Source organism: Sanguibacter inulinus, from assembly GCF_013415325.1.
GTDB classification, from domain to species: domain Bacteria; phylum Actinomycetota; class Actinomycetes; order Actinomycetales; family Cellulomonadaceae; genus Sanguibacter; species Sanguibacter inulinus.
In genome coordinates this window covers 145,293-162,087 of record NZ_JACBYE010000002.1, presented here as the reverse complement: position 1 = coordinate 162,087, position 16,795 = coordinate 145,293, and the positions used below count along the sequence as shown (strand labels likewise).

The 16,795-nt window shown below is 71.2% G+C and carries 14 protein-coding genes and 1 tRNA gene; 7 read left to right on the top strand and 8 right to left on the bottom strand.

Translation table 11 applies throughout. The annotated features are described in order from the left end of the window. Positions 1 to 29 precede the first annotated feature (29 nt). From HZZ10_RS01685 to HZZ10_RS01670, 4 genes are all read left to right on the top strand, one after another. The gene (locus HZZ10_RS01685) at positions 30 to 1,283 is read left to right on the top strand and encodes a resuscitation-promoting factor (RefSeq protein WP_179912161.1); all 1,254 of its coding nucleotides are present in this window, start codon (positions 30 to 32) and stop codon (positions 1,281 to 1,283) included. Between the two features lie 505 nt (positions 1,284 to 1,788). Next, positions 1,789 to 3,288, top strand: coding sequence for a resuscitation-promoting factor (locus HZZ10_RS01680; RefSeq protein WP_179912160.1), 1,500 nt, complete (start codon positions 1,789 to 1,791; stop codon positions 3,286 to 3,288). 47 nt (positions 3,289 to 3,335) lie between these two features. Then, positions 3,336 to 4,364 carry a 16S rRNA (adenine(1518)-N(6)/adenine(1519)-N(6))-dimethyltransferase RsmA gene (gene rsmA, locus HZZ10_RS01675; protein ID WP_228086796.1) on the top strand — a complete coding sequence of 343 codons (1,029 nt, stop codon included), beginning with the start codon at positions 3,336 to 3,338 and terminating at the stop codon, positions 4,362 to 4,364. Further along, positions 4,361 to 5,308 (top strand): 4-(cytidine 5'-diphospho)-2-C-methyl-D-erythritol kinase, encoded by a 948-nt coding sequence (locus tag HZZ10_RS01670; protein ID WP_308507455.1) that lies wholly within the window; start codon positions 4,361 to 4,363, stop codon positions 5,306 to 5,308. Before rsmA ends, HZZ10_RS01670 begins: the two co-directional genes overlap by 4 nt. Here the strand turns inward: HZZ10_RS01670 and HZZ10_RS01665 are convergent. The 8 genes from HZZ10_RS01665 to HZZ10_RS01630 all read right to left on the bottom strand — a co-directional run bounded on the left by HZZ10_RS01665 (position 5,261) and on the right by HZZ10_RS01630 (position 13,820). Next, positions 5,261 to 6,664: an MATE family efflux transporter gene (locus HZZ10_RS01665; protein ID WP_179912159.1), complete on the bottom strand. Its 1,404-nt coding sequence runs from the start codon at positions 6,662 to 6,664 to the stop codon at positions 5,261 to 5,263. The two genes, HZZ10_RS01670 and HZZ10_RS01665, sit on opposite strands and share 48 nt — an antisense overlap. A 249-nt stretch (positions 6,665 to 6,913) precedes the next feature. Continuing rightward, positions 6,914 to 7,390 (bottom strand): type II toxin-antitoxin system RatA family toxin, encoded by a 477-nt coding sequence (locus HZZ10_RS01660; RefSeq protein WP_179912158.1) that lies wholly within the window; start codon positions 7,388 to 7,390, stop codon positions 6,914 to 6,916. Positions 7,391 to 7,505: 115 nt separating this feature from the next. Continuing rightward, on the bottom strand, positions 7,506 to 9,290 hold the full coding sequence (locus tag HZZ10_RS01655) for an ABC-F family ATP-binding cassette domain-containing protein (RefSeq protein ID WP_179912157.1): 1,785 nt from the start codon (positions 9,288 to 9,290) through the stop codon (positions 7,506 to 7,508). Between the two features lie 37 nt (positions 9,291 to 9,327). Beyond that, a complete protein-coding gene (locus HZZ10_RS01650) occupies positions 9,328 to 10,014 on the bottom strand; it encodes a DedA family protein (RefSeq protein ID WP_179912156.1) in 687 nt (228 codons plus the stop codon). Positions 10,015 to 10,039: 25 nt separating this feature from the next. Then, entirely contained in the window at positions 10,040 to 10,552 is a 513-nt protein-coding gene (locus tag HZZ10_RS01645) for a MarR family winged helix-turn-helix transcriptional regulator (RefSeq protein WP_056128548.1), read from the bottom strand. A gap of 47 nt (positions 10,553 to 10,599) precedes the next feature. Further along, positions 10,600 to 11,808 (bottom strand): ABC transporter permease, encoded by a 1,209-nt coding sequence (locus HZZ10_RS01640; RefSeq protein ID WP_056128551.1) that lies wholly within the window; start codon positions 11,806 to 11,808, stop codon positions 10,600 to 10,602. Then, positions 11,805 to 12,782 carry an ABC transporter ATP-binding protein gene (locus HZZ10_RS01635; RefSeq protein WP_179912155.1) on the bottom strand — a complete coding sequence of 326 codons (978 nt, stop codon included), beginning with the start codon at positions 12,780 to 12,782 and terminating at the stop codon, positions 11,805 to 11,807. The genes HZZ10_RS01640 and HZZ10_RS01635 overlap by 4 nt, the downstream gene beginning before the upstream one ends. Positions 12,783 to 13,106: 324 nt before the next feature. Next, positions 13,107 to 13,820, bottom strand: a complete 714-nt coding sequence (locus HZZ10_RS01630) for a TetR/AcrR family transcriptional regulator (RefSeq protein ID WP_373367304.1) — start codon at positions 13,818 to 13,820, stop codon at positions 13,107 to 13,109. A gap of 162 nt (positions 13,821 to 13,982) precedes the next feature. Here HZZ10_RS01630 and HZZ10_RS01625 point away from each other — a divergent pair. The 3 genes from HZZ10_RS01625 (at position 13,983) to HZZ10_RS01615 (ending at position 16,749) form a co-directional block, all read left to right on the top strand. Continuing rightward, positions 13,983 to 14,054, top strand: a tRNA-Gln gene (locus tag HZZ10_RS01625). Positions 14,055 to 14,113: 59 nt separating this feature from the next. Then, on the top strand, positions 14,114 to 15,766 hold the full coding sequence (glmU, locus tag HZZ10_RS01620; RefSeq protein WP_179912154.1) for a bifunctional UDP-N-acetylglucosamine diphosphorylase/glucosamine-1-phosphate N-acetyltransferase GlmU: 1,653 nt from the start codon (positions 14,114 to 14,116) through the stop codon (positions 15,764 to 15,766). Then, positions 15,766 to 16,749 (top strand): ribose-phosphate diphosphokinase, encoded by a 984-nt coding sequence (locus tag HZZ10_RS01615; protein ID WP_056128560.1) that lies wholly within the window; start codon positions 15,766 to 15,768, stop codon positions 16,747 to 16,749. Before glmU ends, HZZ10_RS01615 begins: the two co-directional genes overlap by 1 nt. The last annotated feature ends 46 nt before the right edge of the window (positions 16,750 to 16,795 follow it).

The window sequence follows — 16,795 nt, the reverse complement described above, 5'->3', positions numbered from 1 at the left end:
ACCCGCCCGACCGAAGGACACCCCGCCCCGTGACCTCGACCCACCAGTCGACCTCCCGCTCAGCCCGTCGCAGCCGCCGCCCAGCCCGGCTCCTCGCGCAGGCGCTGATCTTGGCGACTGTCGTCGGAGGCACCACGGCGTTCACCACGCTCCACAAGACGGTGACTGTCGAGGTCGACGGGGTCGCGCACGAGGTGGCGGGCTTCTCACGGACCGTGGACGACGTCCTCGCGAGCGACTCGCTCGACGTCGACCCCCAGGACCAGGTCTTCCCCTCCCCGGAGAGCACCGTGAACGACGGCGACCTCATCGTCGTGCGGACCGTCCGGGACGTGCAGGTCGAGATCGACGGGACGGTCCAGACGATCCAGTCGTCGGCGCGCACCGTCGGCGAGGTCCTCGACGAGCTCGGCGACCGTGCCGCGGGCGCCGACGTCTCGGCCTCTCGCAGCGCGGAGGTCGGGCGCGAGCCCCTCGTCATCACCACCCCCAAGACCGTGACCCTCGCGGTCGACGGCCAGCAGCTGCCGATCTCCTCGACCGAGGGCACTGTCCGCGAGCTCCTTCTCACAGCCGGGGTCGTCCTCGACAGCGACGACACCGTCACGCTCGACCCGCCGCCGGTCTCCGTCGCAGCCGCCGCCTCGACGGCCGAGGCCACGGCTGCCGCCCTCGACGCGGCCACGGTCGACGGCATGGTCGTGACGATCGGCCGCGCCGCGACCGACACCTCGTCGACCCAGGAGGTGCTGCCGTACGCGACCCAGGAGGTCGAGGACGCGACGCTCCCCGTCGGGAAGACGAAGGTCACCCAGAAGGGTGTCCTCGGGCAGGCTCTCACCACCTACGCGGTGACGATGGTCGACGGGGTCGAGACCGGTCGCGAGGTCGTCGCCCGACGGGTCACGGTCGAGCCGCAGGACGAGATCGTCGCCGTCGGCACGCTCGAGCTGCCCGACCCGGCGCTCGTGGTCGTCGACCCGGGCTCCGCGCGGGCGATCGCACAGACCATGGTGGCCGAGCGCGGGTGGGGTTCCGAGCAGTTCGCGTGCCTCGACTCGCTGTGGCAGAAGGAGAGCGGCTGGAAGGTCACCTCCGACAACCCGTCCAGCAGCGCGTACGGCATCCCGCAGGCGCTCCCGGGCTCGAAGATGTCGAGCGCGGGCGCCGACTGGCAGACCAACGCCGCGACCCAGATCACCTGGGGCCTGGGGTACATCAGCGACAGGTACGGCACGCCGTGCGCGGCCTGGTCGCACTCGAAGGCCAAGAACTTCTACTGATCTCGCGCTCCGCTCTGAGCGGACAGCCCCCGCCCGCCGCTCCCGGCAGGCGGGGGCTCCGTCGTTCCCGGGGGTCCTGGCTGGTCAGAGGCGCCAGGGTGCTCCCGGACATGGGCACGGCTCCTCGCGCCTCGTCGCGCGACACCCCGTGAGCCTCGTCATCTTTCACCCGCTGGCCACCCGGATCGTCCGGTTCTGAGTGTTTTCCTCGACGGCCACCGTGACCCGCACCTCTTGGCGGATGATCACGGATCGGTTACGGTCGATCGTTGCCACGGTGCGCGCCACCCGGTCGACGCCTCACCACCGAGCCCCACAGGGAGCGGTGCAGCGGGGTCGGTCTGGGTCAGGTCGGCCGTGCGACAGCTGTCCGGACCGCGCCAGGGGGCGCTCGGCGACCGGACAGGATCGATCGCCGGATCAGGACAGTCGGACAGCCCGCGAGGGCGGCGGTGCAACTCCGCAGCCGACTCTTGTGCCCGGACCGCTCCACGTCTGGATCTCCGTGAAAAATCTTCTCCACGTCTTCTCCGGCCGCGCTCACCAGCGCGGACCCGCGAAGCCCGGCGAGTCCACCGATCTCGCCGGCGCCGGTCTCTCTGAGACCACCCCGCTCTCCGAGGGTGCTGCACCCTCGACCGCGCGCCGCTCACGCCGCACGCTCCCGCTCGTCGTCGGAGGCGTCGCCGTCGCGGTCCTCGCGACAGGCACGGCCGTCTACGCCAACGCCCACAAGACCGTGATGCTCGACATCGACGGCCAGGTCCAGGAGGTCTCGACCTTCTCCGGCTCCGTCGAGGGCGTCCTCGCCGAGAACGACGTCACCGTCGGCCCCGACGACCTCGTCGCCCCGGCCGCTGCGTCCTCGCTGACCGACGGCGCCGACGTGGTCGTGCGCTACTCGCGCGAGATCACGCTGCAGACGAACGGCAACGCCACGACCATCAAGACCACGGCTGTCGACGCCGACGAGCTGCTCTCGGCCTACGCCGACCGCGGCGCGGACGTCAGCCTCGTCGCCTCCCGCTCGCAGGGCGACGGACGCACCGACCTCGGTCTGCGCCTCTCGCTCGAAGGACCCGTCCAGGTCCAGGTCGACGGCACCACGACGCAGGTCGAGGACGGCACCGCGGGTGTCGACACGATCCTCGAGGAGCAGGGCGTCGAGCTCGGCGAGCTCGACCGTCTGAGCGTCGAGCAGCGTCCGACCCCTGAGGCCCTCGAGGCCCAGGAGCAGGCTGCGGCACGGGCGGCGACAGCCGAGCCCGCCGCAGACGCGACGGTCGACGCCACGGCGTCTGAGGCTGCACCGGCCGATGACCCCGCGACCCCGGCTCCCGACGACGCAGCCACAGGGGCCCCGGACGTCATCACCGACCCCCGGGCCGACGACACGCAGGTGACCATCGTCATCCAGCGGGTCGCCGTCGCGGACGAGGTCGTCGAGACCGCCGTGCCCTTCGAGACCGTCACCGAAGAGGACCCCACGCGCTACAAGGACCTCGACGTCGTGACCAAGGTCGAGGGCGTCGACGGCGTCCAGACGACCGTGAACTCTGTCACGACTGTCGACGGTGTCGAGGAGTCCCGCGAGCTCGTCTCTGACGAGCTGACGACGGCGCCTGTCACCAAGGTGCTCGTGCAGGGGACCAAGGAGCGTCCGAAGGTCGTGGCTCCGAAGCCGACTGTGCGCTCGACCCCGGCGCCCTCGACCGACGGTGGCACGACCGAGTCGGCTCCGGCCCCGGCAGCCCCTGTCGTGACAGGTGACGTGTGGGGCCAGCTCGCGCAGTGCGAGTCTGGCGGCAACCCGACCGTCGTCTCGAGCAACGGTCTGTACCACGGGCTCTACCAGTTCTCGGTCGGGACCTGGCAGTCGCTCGGCGGCACCGGGCTCCCGTCGCAGGCGAGCCCCGCGGAGCAGACGCGTCTCGCGCAGGCCCTCCAGGCACGCTCCGGCTGGGGCCAGTGGCCGCACTGCTCGTCCAAGCTCGGCCTCCGCTGAGCCTCGGATGACGCACCAGGTGGGCAAGACCCTCTAGGCTCTTGCTCATGAACGCTCCGTCGAACGCCCTGCTCGGTCCGGTACAGATCCGCGACCTGGCAGGGCGTCTCGGCGTCCGGCCCACGAAGACCCTCGGTCAGAACTTCGTGCACGACGCCGGCACCGTCCGCAAGATCGTCAGGTCGGCCGGTCTCGAGCCCGGTCAGCACGTCGTCGAGGTCGGGCCGGGTCTGGGGTCGTTGACCTTCGGTCTGCTCGAGGCCGGCATGACGGTCGTCGCGGTCGAGATCGACCCTGTCCTCGCCGAGCAGCTGCCCCAGACCCTCGCCGACAGGGCCCCCGAGTGGTCCGACAGGCTGACCGTGGTGCTCCAGGACGCCCTGACGGTCACAGAGCTCCCCGGACCGGCTCCCACGGCCCTGGTGGCCAACCTGCCCTACAACGTCGCCGTACCCGTCCTCCTGACCTTCCTGGAGCGCTTCGACTCCCTCGACCGGGTGCTCGTCATGGTCCAGGCGGAGGTCGCCGACAGGCTCGCCGCACCTCCTGGCAACCGGACCTACGGGATCCCCTCGGTCAAGGCCGCGTGGTACGCGACGGCGCGGCGGACCTCGACGATCGGTCGCAACGTGTTCTGGCCCGTCCCGAACGTCGACTCCGCCCTCGTCCTCCTCGAGCGCAGGGCTCACCCCCAGACCCGGGCGACCCGCGAGCGCGTCTTCGAGGTGGTCGACGCGGCCTTCGCCCAGCGCCGCAAGATGCTCCGTGGTGCGCTCGCCGAGCTCGCCGGCTCCGCCGCGGCGGCCGCGCAGGCCCTCGAGGCCGCCGGCGTCGACCCGACCACGCGCGGCGAGCAGCTGACCGTCGACGACTTCGCACGGATCGCCGAGGCGCTCGACGACCAGGCTGGGACTGCGCCGGACGAGACCACCGGGACCACGCCGGACGAGACCGCCGGGACCGCGCAGGACGAGCCCGACGCGACCGAGCAGGACGGAACCGCCACGGCCGCGCAGGACCCGACGTCACCGGCCGGGACGACGCCCCTCGTCCGACCTGGCACAGCACGACCGTGACGCGCACGACCAGGCTGAGCAGCGTGCGGGTGCACGAGCGTTCTGTCACCGCGCGCGCACCGGGAAAGGTCAACCTGTCGCTCCACGTGGGGCCCCGTGAGGCCGACGGCTACCACCCGCTCGTCACGGTCTTCCAGGCTGTCTCCCTCGTCGAAGAGGTCACCGCGACGACGGCTGCGGGCTTCTCGCTCGAGGTCTCGGGCCCGGGGGCCGAGCACGTGCCGCTCGACGGCTCCAACCTCGCCCTGCGGGCCGCCCGTGCCCTCGCCGAGCACACAGGCGTCAAGCTCGGCGCGCGCCTGGCGATCACCAAGGGCATCCCGGTGGCAGGCGGCATGGCGGGCGGGTCGGCGGACGCCGCGGCGACGCTCGTGGCCCTCGACGCCCTGTGGGGCACGGCGCTGACCCGTCCCGAGCTCCTGAGCCTGGCTGCCGGGCTCGGCGCCGATGTCCCGTTCTGCCTCCAGGGGCACACCGCCGTCGGGACCGGGCGCGGGGACGTCCTGACCCCAGCGATGGCCCAGGGGGAGTTCCACTGGGCCTTCGCGCTGCGCGCCGACGGGCTCTCGACGCCTGAGGTGTTCCGGCGCTTCGACGACGACGCGCGGACCGCCGACCTCCCCGAGGACGCCGACACTGCGCTCATGGCCGCGCTGCGCGCCGGGGACGCCGAGCGTCTCGGTGCGGCGCTCTCGAACGACCTCCAGCCCGCCGCGCTCAGGCTCGCCCCGGACCTCGTGGGGACGATGGACGTGGCGCGCGCCGCGGGGGCTCTCGGTGTGGTCGTGTCGGGGTCGGGGCCCACGATCGCCGCGCTCGCGCGGTCCTCGGCTCACGCCGAGGCCCTGGCTGCCGCCTTCGTCGCCTCGGGGGTGTGCGCCTCCTCGGTCTGCGCCTCAGGGCCTGTACCCGGAGCCCGCGTCGTCCAGGAGAGCCTGGGCTGACTCCAGCTCCTGGGCCAGCAGGCTCTCCTCCTCGGCCAGCCAGCGACGTCGCCGGTGGTACGAGACCCACACGGGCACGAGCGCGGCGACCCACGCGAGCGGGGCCGCGAGGCAGACCCCCACGAAGCCCACGTGCGAGGCGAGCACGAGGGCCGCGACGACTCGGGTGACGAGCTCCATCACGCCCGCGACGGTCGGCACGAGAGACCGGCCCATGCCCTGCAGGGTGTTGCGGAGCACGAAGAGCAGCCCGAGCGCGACGTAGAGCGACCCGTTGACGACGAGGAAGGTCTGCGCGAGCTCGACGACGTGCTCTTCGCCGGGGCCGACGAACAGCCGGATGAGGTGCCGCCCGAAGAGGACGTTGACCAGCCCGATCGCCAGGGCGAAGCCGACCGACATGAGGCAGGTCTGGAAGACCCCGGTCCGGATGCGGCCGTAGGCCCGGGCGCCGTAGTTCTGCGCCGTGAAGGTGGCCATCGCGAGGCCGAAGGAGGCGAGCGGCGCCATCGCCAGACCGTCGACCTTCTGCGCGGCCGTGTAGGCGCCCACGGACTCGGCGCCGAGCCCGTTGAGGGCGTATTGGAGCACGATGGTCCCGATCGCGATGATCGACGACTGGAAGGCCATCGGCAGCCCGATGCGCAGCTGGGTCGCCAGCTCTGCCCGGGTCACCCTCCAGTCCTCCCGGCTGAGGTGGAGGGTCGGCATCTTCTTCTGCACGAGCCACAGGCACAGCAGGACCGAGACGAGCTGTGAGGTGATGGTCGCCAGGGCGGCGCCGTCGACCCCCATGCCGAGCCCGGCGATGAAGGCGATGACGAGCACCACGTTGAGCACGCAGGAGATCGCGAGGAAGACGAGCGGCGTCCGGCTGTCCCCGAGCGCCCGGATGGTGCTCGAGAGGAAGTTGAAGAACATGGTCGCGGCGATGCCCCAGAACGAGACGACGATGAACAGGTAGGCGTCGTCGATGATCTCGGGCGGTGTCCGCATGAGCTCGAGCAGCGGGCGGGCGACGGGCACGGCGACAGCCGTGAGCAGGACGGCGAAGCCACCGGTGAGCAGCGTGCCGGCCGCGACGGCCCGGCGGACCGCTGCGGGGTCGCCCGCACCGAAGGCCTGGGCCGTCGGGATCGCGAAGCCGGCGGTCAGACCCCAGGCGAAGCCGAGCAGCAGGAAGGCGATCCCGCCTGTCGAGCCGACCGCGGCGAGGGCGTCGATCCCGAGGATCCGGCCGACGACGAAGGCGTCGGCGAAGCCGTACATCTGCTGGAACACGTTGCCGATGAGCAGGGGGAGGGTGAAGAGCAGGATGATCTTGGCAGGGGGACCTGTCGTGAGGTTCTTTGTCATGTGACGGCTTCAGCAGTGGGCGGACGAGGGCCTGACGTCGTCGCGAGGCTGGGTCGCGTGCGCAGCAGCGGGGGCAGCTGAGGGACACGGACGGAGCCGGGCTGGTCAGGGGTGGGGCACGTCGGTTGTGCCTCGGTCTACGAGCCTAGGGGGATGCGCGGCCCGATGTCGAATCGATTCGAGAAAAATCTCGGATCGATTCGACGGGGAGGCTGGCTCGAGTCTTCCTACCGGTCGACCACGCCGGCCTCAGGAGACCGCAGCCACCACCACAGGGTCGGCGCAGCCGCGGGCGAAGCCGGCGATCCTGGCGTCGATGTCGCGCTGGAGCAGGATCGTGCCCACCCGCTCGGCGAGCGGCGCGAGCCATCGCGGGCGGCACGCGAAGCTGTAGCGCCAGACGGCCCGGGTGCTCGTGGGGTCGCCGTCGACAGGGGAGAACCTCCAGCCGCCGGCGAGGCGCTCGAAGAACCACGAGCCTCGGATCATCTTCATGCCCACGGTCGTCGGCGGGGCGTACGAGACGTACTCGCTCACCATCCGCAGACCGAGCCTGTGGACCGTGAGCGTCCTGACCCCCTTCGCCGGGACCTGGGCGCCGTCGAGGAGCTGCTGGCGGCGGATGAAAGGGTCCCAGCGCAACCGGGTCTCCCCGGTGGTCTGCGACACGGCGAAGGCCGTCGCGGGCGGGACGGGCACGATGATCGACGACTCGACTGTGGGCACCGGCCCAGCCTGGCACGCCCGCGGGCACACGGCTCGCTGCCGTGCGCCCGCGGGGGAGAGGTCCCCACCCGACGACGGAGGTCGCTCCCGGGAGCCTTGCTTCGCGAGAGCCGGCTCAGCCAGCCTGCTCGGCGAGCTCCATCCAGCGCATCTCCAGCTCGGTGACCTCGCTCTGGAAGGCGCGGAGCTTCTCGTTGAGCTCCCCGAGCCCTGTGAAGTCGCTCGAGTCGTGGGTGGCCATCGACGCGTGGACCGCGGCGATCTGGTCGGTCAGCTTGGTGAGCTTGCGCTCGACGGCACCGAGCTCCTTCTTCGCGGCGCGCGCCTCGGCGCTCGACGGTGCGCTCTGGCCGCCGCCCTGCGAGCTGGTCGGCGTGGAGGGCCGGCTGGTCGAGGCACGGCCGGCCATGATCTGCAGGTACTGGTCCACCCCGCCGGGCACGTGCTGGAGCCCGCCGTCGAGGATCGCGTACTGCTGGTCGGTCACGCGCTCGAGCAGGTAGCGGTCGTGCGAGACGACGAGCAGCGTGCCGGGCCAGGAGTCGAGGAGGTCTTCCATCGCGGCCAGCATGTCGGTGTCGAGGTCGTTCGACGGCTCGTCGAGGATCAGCACGTTCGGCTCGTCGAGCAGGATCAGCAGCAGCTGGAGACGGCGACGCTGACCACCCGAGAGGTCTTTGACCGGGGTGGCGAGCTGCACAGCCGTGAAGCCGAGCCGCTCGAGGAGCTGGCCCGGGGTCATCTCCTTGCCGCCGGCGACGTAGGAGGTGCGGTACCGCGCGATCACGTCGCTCACCCTGTTGTTCGCGATGTCCTCGAGCTCGGCGAGCTGCTGCGTCAGGGTGGCGACCTTGACGGTCTTGCCGCGCTTGACGCGACCTGAGGACGGCTGGAGGTCCCCGGTGACCAGGGAGAGCAGCGTCGACTTGCCCGCGCCGTTCATGCCGAGGATCCCGGTGCGCTCGCCGGGCCCGATGAGCCAGGTGATGTCCTTGAGCACCTGCTTGTCGCCGTAGCTCACGGACACGTCGATGAGGTCGACGACGTCCTTGCCGAGGCGGGACGTGGCCATCTGCGCGAGCTCGACCGAGTTGCGCACGGGCGGCTCGTTCGCGATGAGCTCGTTGGCGGCCTCGATGCGGAACTTCGGCTTCGAGGTGCGGGCCGGGGCGCCGCGGCGCAGCCACGCGAGCTCTTTGCGCATGAGGTTCTGGCGCTTGGCCTCGGTCGCGGCCGACATCCTGTCGCGCTCGACGCGCTGCAGGATGTACGCCGCGTAGCCGCCCTCGAAGGGCTCGACGATCCCGTCGTGCACCTCCCAGGTGGCCGTGCAGACCTCGTCGAGGAACCAGCGGTCGTGGGTCACGACCAGCAGACCGCCCGCGGAGGCTGACCAGCGGGTGCGCAGGTGCCCGGCGAGCCAGGTGATCGCCTCGACGTCGAGGTGGTTGGTGGGCTCGTCGAGGAACAGCAGGTCGTCGTCGCCGACGAGCAGCGCGGCGAGGGCGACACGGCGGCGCTGGCCTCCGCTGAGCTCGCCCACGAGGCCGTCCCAGGGCAGGTCGGTGACCAGCCCGGCGATGACGTCGCGGACCTTCGGGTCCCCGGCCCACTCGTGCTCGGGCGTCGAGCCGACGATCGAGTCGGCGACGGTCTTGGTGGGGTCGAGGGTGTCGCCCTGGTCGAGGACCCCGACGCGGGTGCCGTTCCGCACGGTGACACGTCCACCGGAGGGCTCGAGGCGCCCGGAGAGCATCGCGAGCAGGGACGACTTGCCGTCACCGTTGCGTCCGACGATCCCGACGCGGTCGCCCTCGTTCACGCCGACTGTCACGGAGCCGAAGACGGTCTTGGTGGGGAAGGAGAGGTGGAGGGATTCGCCCCCGAGTAGATGAGCCACCCGGCAAGGGTACGCGGGCGGGCGCAGCCCGTCGGACTCAGACGGCGGTGACCTCGGGGTCCTGCGGTGCAGGCGCCACGGGTGCCCGGCGTGCCTTCCGGGTCGACCGCACGTAGTGGATGACCGTGGGGACCAGGGTGAGCGCGACGGCCCCGAGGATCACGAGGTCGATGTACTTCTCGGCGAACTCGGCCACCCACGGGATGCCTCCGAGCAGGAAGCCGAGCATGGTCAGCCCGATGCCCCAGACGACGGCCCCGACCAGGTTGTACAGCGAGTAGCGGCGGTAGCTCATGTGCGCGACGCCCGCGGCGACAGGGGCGAAGGTCCGCACCACCGGGATGAAGCGCGCGAGGATCACGGCCAGGGCGCCGAAGCGCTCGAAGAACGCGTTGGTCCGGGCGACGTTCTCGGTGCTGAACAGCCCGGAGTCCTTGCGCTCGAACACCCGTGGGCCGAGCCTGTGGCCGATGAGGTACCCCACCTCCCCGCCGAGGAAGGCCGCGAAACCGATGGCCAGGCACACCCACCAGATGTTCACGGGGATGACCCCGGTGTGCGTCAGCAGCCCTGCGAAGAACAGCAGGGTGTCCCCGGGGAGCAGGAACCCGACGAGCAGGCCGGTCTCGGCGAAGATGATGAGGCAGACCCCGACGAGGGCCCAGGGCCCCATGCTCGGGATGATCGTGGCGGGGTCGAGCCAGGGGATGAGGGCGGCGTGCATGGTGGTCCTGGTCTCTCGCGGTGGTTCAGCCGAGGGTGTCGAACTGGGCGACGAGCCGTCGCAGCAGATCGGTGATGGCGGGTTCGTCCGCCGGATCGAGGACCGTGAGGACCTCGTGCTCGACGGCCAGCAGGTCGCTGAACGCCGCGTCGACCCGGGCGAGCCCGTCCGCCGTGAGGCGGACGAGCACCCCGCGCCTGTCGTCGGGTGAGGGCTCCCGCTCGACCAGCCCGCGCGAGGCGAGCCTGTCGATGCGGTTGGTCATGGTGCCGCTGGTGACCATCGTCTGCGTGACCAGGGCCCCGGGGGAGAGGACGTGAGGCTCACCGGTCCGGCGCAGGGCGGCCAGCACGTCGAACTCCCACGGCTCGAGCTCGTTGCGGGCGAAGGCCCCGCGGCGAGCCAGGTCGAGGTGCCTGTCGAGCCGCGAGACGCGCGACAGGACCGCGAGCGGGGACACATCGAGGTCGGGTCGCACGCGGCCCCAGGCCGCGATGATGCGGTCCACCTCGTCCTCGCGGACCTCGTCTGAGCTCATCCTCTGACATTACTTGACGTCAAGAGTCTTGACGGCTGTCTCGTGCGTCACGCTGCACGCAGCGCGTCCTTGAGCTTGATGCGTGCGCCGGAGCGCAGCACGGCGTTGGAGTAGATGCGACCGGCGAGCCAGACGAGCAGCGGGACCAGGGCGATGTTGACCGCCATGACCACGGCGACCTGCCACATCTCGACACCGCCGACGGCGACCCGGGTGGGCATGATGAGCGGCGACGTGAACGGCAGGTACGAGAGCCACACGACGACCGGGCTGTCGGGGGCGAAGGGCGCGACGGAGACGCTGACGATGTACGGGATCATCATGAGCATGAGGATCGGCGTGGTGACCGTGCCGACGTCCTCCTGGCGCGAGACCAGCGCTGCGGCCGCCGCGAAGAGCAGCGCGTACATGGTGAAGCCGATGAGGAACCACGCGATCGTCCACAGCACGGTGGCGCCGAGGTTCAGGTCCATGCCGTCGAGCAGGCCGAAGCCCGCAGCGCTCCCGGCGGCCGCCGCGACCAGCACGACCACCTGACCCAGTCCGATGACGCCGATGCCGAGCACCTTGCCGGCCATGAGCTGCCAGGGGCGGACCGTGGCGAGCAGCAGCTCGACGACGCGGCTGGACTTCTCCTCGACGACACCCTGCGCGATCATCGCCCCGCAGAGCTGGAGGCTGATGAACATGAGGATGCCCACGAGGTAGGCCGAGATGATCTGGGACGGGTCGATCTCGCGAGGGGGCTCGATCGCCTCGACGTCGACGCTCGCCTGCGCGACCGCGCGGCTCACGTCGGAGGGGTCGCCCCCGAGGGAGGTCACCTGCTCGGCCAGCACGGTCTGCTGGGCGATCACCGTGAGGACCGAGCTGAGGTCGGTGTCGAGGGTCGACTTCGTGATGACCTTCACGGTGCCGCCCTCGGCCGAGAGCACGACGGCGTCGAGGTCGCCGTCGAGCACCTGGGTGCGGCCCTCCTCCTCGGTCACGGTGGTGACCTCGGCCGTGGTGCCGAAACCCGAGGCCGTCTCGGTGACCGACTCCGCCAGCGCGGCGGTCTCCTGCGTGACGCCGACGGCGAGGGTGCTCTCGCCGCCGCGCAGCGTCTGGGCGAGGAAGGCCCCGCCGACGATCAGCACGACGAGGACGACGGTGGTCCACAGGAAGGCCTTCGAGCCGGCGCGCTGCTTGATCTCACGGCTCGCGACGAGCCTGACGGCCGACCAGGGGCTCAGGGGTGCGGTCGTGGTGCTCATGCTGCTCGTCCCTTGCTCAGGAAGGACCGCTTGGTCTTCGTGGGGGTGTCGGTGCTGGGGGTGTCGTCCGAGGGGGCCTCGGCGCTCACGACGTCACGGAAGAGGTCGGTGAGGCTCGCGCGCTGCGGCGCGAACTCGCGGACCGTGCCCGTCGCGAGAGCCGCCTGCAGGACCGCCTGCTCGGCGTCGGGCTCGCGGCCCACCTCGACGACGGTCCGGGAGCCTGTCGTGCTGACCACCCGCGCGCCCGGCAGGGCGTCAGCCCAGCCTGGTGCCGCACCGGGTGCGTCGACCAGCCAGCGGGGTGCGGCGTGCGAGCGGAGCTCGTCGACGGTCCCGCACGCGACCATGCGCCCTGCCCGGATGATGCCGACACGGTCGCAGAGGTGCTCGACCAGCTCGAGCTGGTGGGAGGAGAAGACGACGGGCGCGCCCTGGTCGGCCTTCTCGCGCAGGACACCGCTCATCACGTCGACAGCGACGGGGTCCAGACCGGAGAACGGCTCGTCGAGGACGAGGATCTCCGGGTCGTGGACGAGCGCGGCGGCCAGCTGGACGCGCTGCTGGTTGCCGAGGGAGAGGGTCTGGACGTCGGAGTCGCGCCGTGCGGCGACACCGAGCTTCTCGGTCCAGTGCTCCATCGCCGCGCGGGCGTCCGAGGCGCTCATGCCGTGCAGCCGCGCCAGGTAGACGAGCTGGTCGGCGACCTTCATCTTGGGGTAGAGGCCACGCTCCTCGGGCATGTAGCCCACGGTCCGGCGCGCGGCCACGTCGAGCGGAGCGCCGTCCCAGCGCACCTCGCCGGAGTCGGCGGCGAGCACCCCGAGGGCGATCCGCATGGTGGTCGACTTCCCGGCGCCGTTCGAGCCGACGAAGCCGAAGATCTCGCCGGAGGCGACCGAGAAGGACATGGAGTCGAGCGCACGCAGCGGGCCGTAGGACTTGGAGAGGTTGTCGATCTCCAGCATGGGCATGGTCGTTCCCTCGCAGGTGTGTCGGGTGGCACAGACGTCTCCCAGGTTAGGGGAGCGGGGGGTGCCCGGCACACCTGCAATTCTGCCTAGTCAGGCGCTTCGCGGCTTTTGCCCGCGTATCGAGTGCAGAAGTAGCCGATCGGACGACCGAGGGCTGGACGTCTGTCGTCCGAAGGGACGAGGGGCGTGCGCCCTCGGGCTCCCGGCTCCGGGCTCGAGCCCAGGGATCCGGCACCTGCGCCCCGTAGCCCTGGTGCCCGCGCCCTGCGCAGGTGGAGCGTGCAGCCGAGGAGCCGGGAGCGTGGGGGCGATGAGCGCCTCGGCTCAGGCGCTCGTCGGTCTCGGGGTGGTCTGGGCTGCGGCTGGGCGCACGGCCCCCGGCAGGCTCACGGTCGACGAGGTGTGCGGTGCGCCCCCGATCCCCGGGGTCTTCGCGATGCTCGACGTGTCGGTCATCGACGGGCGGCGCTCCAGCCCGCTGAGCCCGTTCCAGGCGAGGTTCACCAGGTGCGCGGCGACCTCGTGCTTGCTCGGGTTCCGGGCGTCGAGCCAGTGCTGGCCCGTCAGGGCGACCATGCCCACGAGCATCTGGGCGTAGATCGGCGCGACAGCAGGGTCGAGGTCGCGCCGCCGGAACTGCTCGGCGAGCAGGTGCTCCACCTGGGTCGCCACGTCACCGATGAGGCTCGAGAAGGTCCCCGTCGCCTGTGCGACGGGGGAGTCCCGGACCAGCACGCGGAACCCGTCCTCGGAGGACTCGATGTAGGTGAGCAGGGCGAGCGCCGTGCGCTCGAGGACCACCTTGGGGTGGCCGCCGGCCGTCAGGGCGCCGGTCAGCGCACCCGTGAGCCCCTGGATCTCCCGGTCGACGACGACGGCGTAGATGCCCTCCTTGCCCCCGAAGTGCTCGTAGACCACGGGCTTGGACACCTGCGCCCTCGCGGCGATCTCCTCGACGCTCGTCCCCTCGAAGCCCTTCTGCGCGAACAGGGCTCGGCTGACGTCGATGAGCTGTTCTCGGCGTTCCTTCGCCGTCATGCGCGGGCGGGGAGCACGTTTGTTGTCGGAGGCCACGTCACCATCATGCCGGACCTGCCCTGTGCGGCCGGCGTTTGGTGCGCACGAAAATCCTGGCAGAATGAGGTCCGAGCGCCCGGGCAGCGCCTGCGTGCACGTGCGTCCCGGGTGGCCTGAGCTCCTTCCGCCTTGGTGTAATCGGCAGCACAAGGGTTTTTGGTGCCTTTAGTCCAGGTTCGAGTCCTGGGGGCGGAGCGGACGTCACGATCGGTGGCGTCGTCAGCAGACCCACCCGAGCACCTGGGAGTCCCTTCGTGACCACCGCTCAACCCGCGGCCGTCGTCGTCCTCGCAGCAGGCGAGGGGACGCGCATGAGATCTGCCACCCCCAAGGTCCTGCACACCCTCGCCGGCCGGAGCATGCTCGGGCACGCGCTCGCAGCCGCCCGTGGCCTCGACCCGCGGCGGGTCGCCGTCGTCGTCAGGCACGAACGCGAGGCCGTCGCAGGCCACGCCCTCGAGATCGACCCCTCCGTCCTCGTCGTCGACCAGGACGACGTCCCCGGCACCGGCCGGGCCGTCCAGTGCGCCATGGGCGTCCTCGATGCCGCCGCGCACGCCGCGGCGGCGCACGACGGTGTCCCCGAGGGCAGCGAGGGCCGGGGCGTCGGCGACGGTGTCACCGGGGCCGTCGTGGTCATCGCGGGCGACGTCCCGATGCTCGACGCCGGGACTCTCGGCGAGCTGCTCGCCGCGCACCACGCCGACGGCAACGCCGTCACCGTCCTGACGACCGAGGTCGAGGACGCGACAGGCTACGGCCGCATCGTCCGCGACGCGTCGACCGGTGAGGTCCTCTCGATCGTCGAGCACCGCGACGCCACACCCGAGCAGCGCGAGATCCGCGAGATCAACTCCTCGATCTACGTCTTCGACGCCGCCGTGCTCCGCCACGGCCTCGGCAACCTCGACCGCGACAACTCGCAGGGCGAGGTCTACCTCACCGACGTGCTCGCGATCGCCCGCTCGCAGGGTGGCTCGGTCCGGGCCCTGCGCACCGACGACCCCTTCCTCGTCGAGGGTGTCAACGACCGCGTCCAGCTCGCGGTCCTGGGTGCCGAGATGAACCGCCGCATCCTCGCCGACTGGATGGCCTCGGGTGTCACGGTCGTCGACCCGGCGACCACCTGGGTCGACGTCGACGTCGAGCTCGAGCGCGACGTGACGATCCTCCCCGGCACCCAGCTCTACGGGGCGACGGTGGTCCGCGAGGGCGCGACGGTCGGCCCCGACACGACGCTCACGAGCACCGAGGTCGGCCAGCACGCGACGGTGTCGCGCACGCAGGCTGAGCTCGCGGTCATCGGCGACAACGCGAGCGTCGGCCCCTTCAGCTATCTGCGTCCGGGGACCGTCCTGGGCTCCGGCGGCAAGATCGGCGGCTTCGTCGAGACGAAGAACGCGACGATCGGCGACGGCTCCAAGGTCCCGCACCTGTCCTACGTGGGTGACGCGACCATCGGCGAGCACACGAACATCGGTGCGGCGACGATCTTCGTCAACTACGACGGTGTCGCCAAGCACCGCTCGACGGTCGGGTCCTTCTCGAGGGTCGGCGCCGACAACCTGCTCGTGGCTCCCGTGCACATCGGCGACGGCACCTACACCGCGGCCGGCACCGTCGTCCGCGGCGACGTCCCCTCGGGTGCGCTCGCCGTGTCGGCAGGCCCGCAGCGCAACATCGAGGGCTGGGTCGAGCGCCGCCGCCCGGGCAGCGACGCGGCCCGTGCCGCCGAGCGGCTCCGCCGTGCTGGTGACACCGCCTCGCAGGGGCTCGGTGCGCAGGCGCGTGCTGAGCTCGCCGACCACCAGGCGACGCTCCCCGTCCCGAGCCCTCCGACAGCCTCCACGAACCAGGCCGCGCCGCAGCCTGGAGCCGACGTCTCCACTGAAGGACACAGCAACTGATGACTGGCATCGTCTCCCCCGACGGCGAGAAGCGACTCGTCTTCGTCTCTGGCCGTGCTCACCCCGAGCTCGCCAAGGACGTCGCCCGTGAGCTCGGGACCGGTCTGGTCCCGACCACGGCCTACGACTTCGCGAACGGTGAGATCTACGTCCGCTTCGGCGAGAGCGTGCGCGGTGCGGACGTCTTCGTCCTGCAGTCGCACACGGCCCCGATCAACCAGTGGATCATGGAGCAGCTCATCATGGTCGACGCCCTCAAGCGGGCGTCCGCCAAGACGATCACCGTGGTGCAGCCCTTCTACGGCTACGCCCGCCAGGACAAGAAGCACCGTGGGCGCGAGCCGATCTCGGCCCGCCTCATGGCGGACCTGTTCAAGACGGCCGGTGCGGACCGCATCATGAGCGTCGACCTCCACAGCTCCCAGCTGCAGGGCTTCTTCAACGGACCCGTCGACCACCTCTGGGCGATGCCGCTGCTGACCGACTACGTGCGCACCCGCGTCGACCTCGCGAACGTCGCTGTCGTCTCGCCCGACGCCGGGCGCATCCGCGTGGCCGAGCAGTGGGCCGCCAAGCTGGGCGACGCCCCGCTGGCCTTCGTGCACAAGACGCGTGACATCACCAAGCCGAACCAGTCGGTCGCCAACCGCGTGGTCGGCGACGTCGAGGGTCGCACCTGCGTCCTCGTCGACGACCTCATCGACACCGGTGGCACGATCGCCTCGGCGGTCAAGGTGATCCTCGCCGCCGGCGCGAAGGACGTCATCATCGCGGCCACCCACGGCGTGCTCTCCGACCCCGCGGCACAGCGTCTGAGCGAGTGCGGCGCCCGCGAGGTCGTCATCACCGACACCCTGCCGATCAGCGCAGACCGCACCTTCGACAAGCTCACCGTCCTGTCGATCGCCCCGCTGCTGGCCCGCGCCATCCGCGAGGTCTTCGACGACGGATCGGTCACGTCCCTCTTCGAGGGCAACGCCTGAGCCTCGCCCCTCGCTGCACGACCGACGCCCGGCCTCCCTCCTCCGA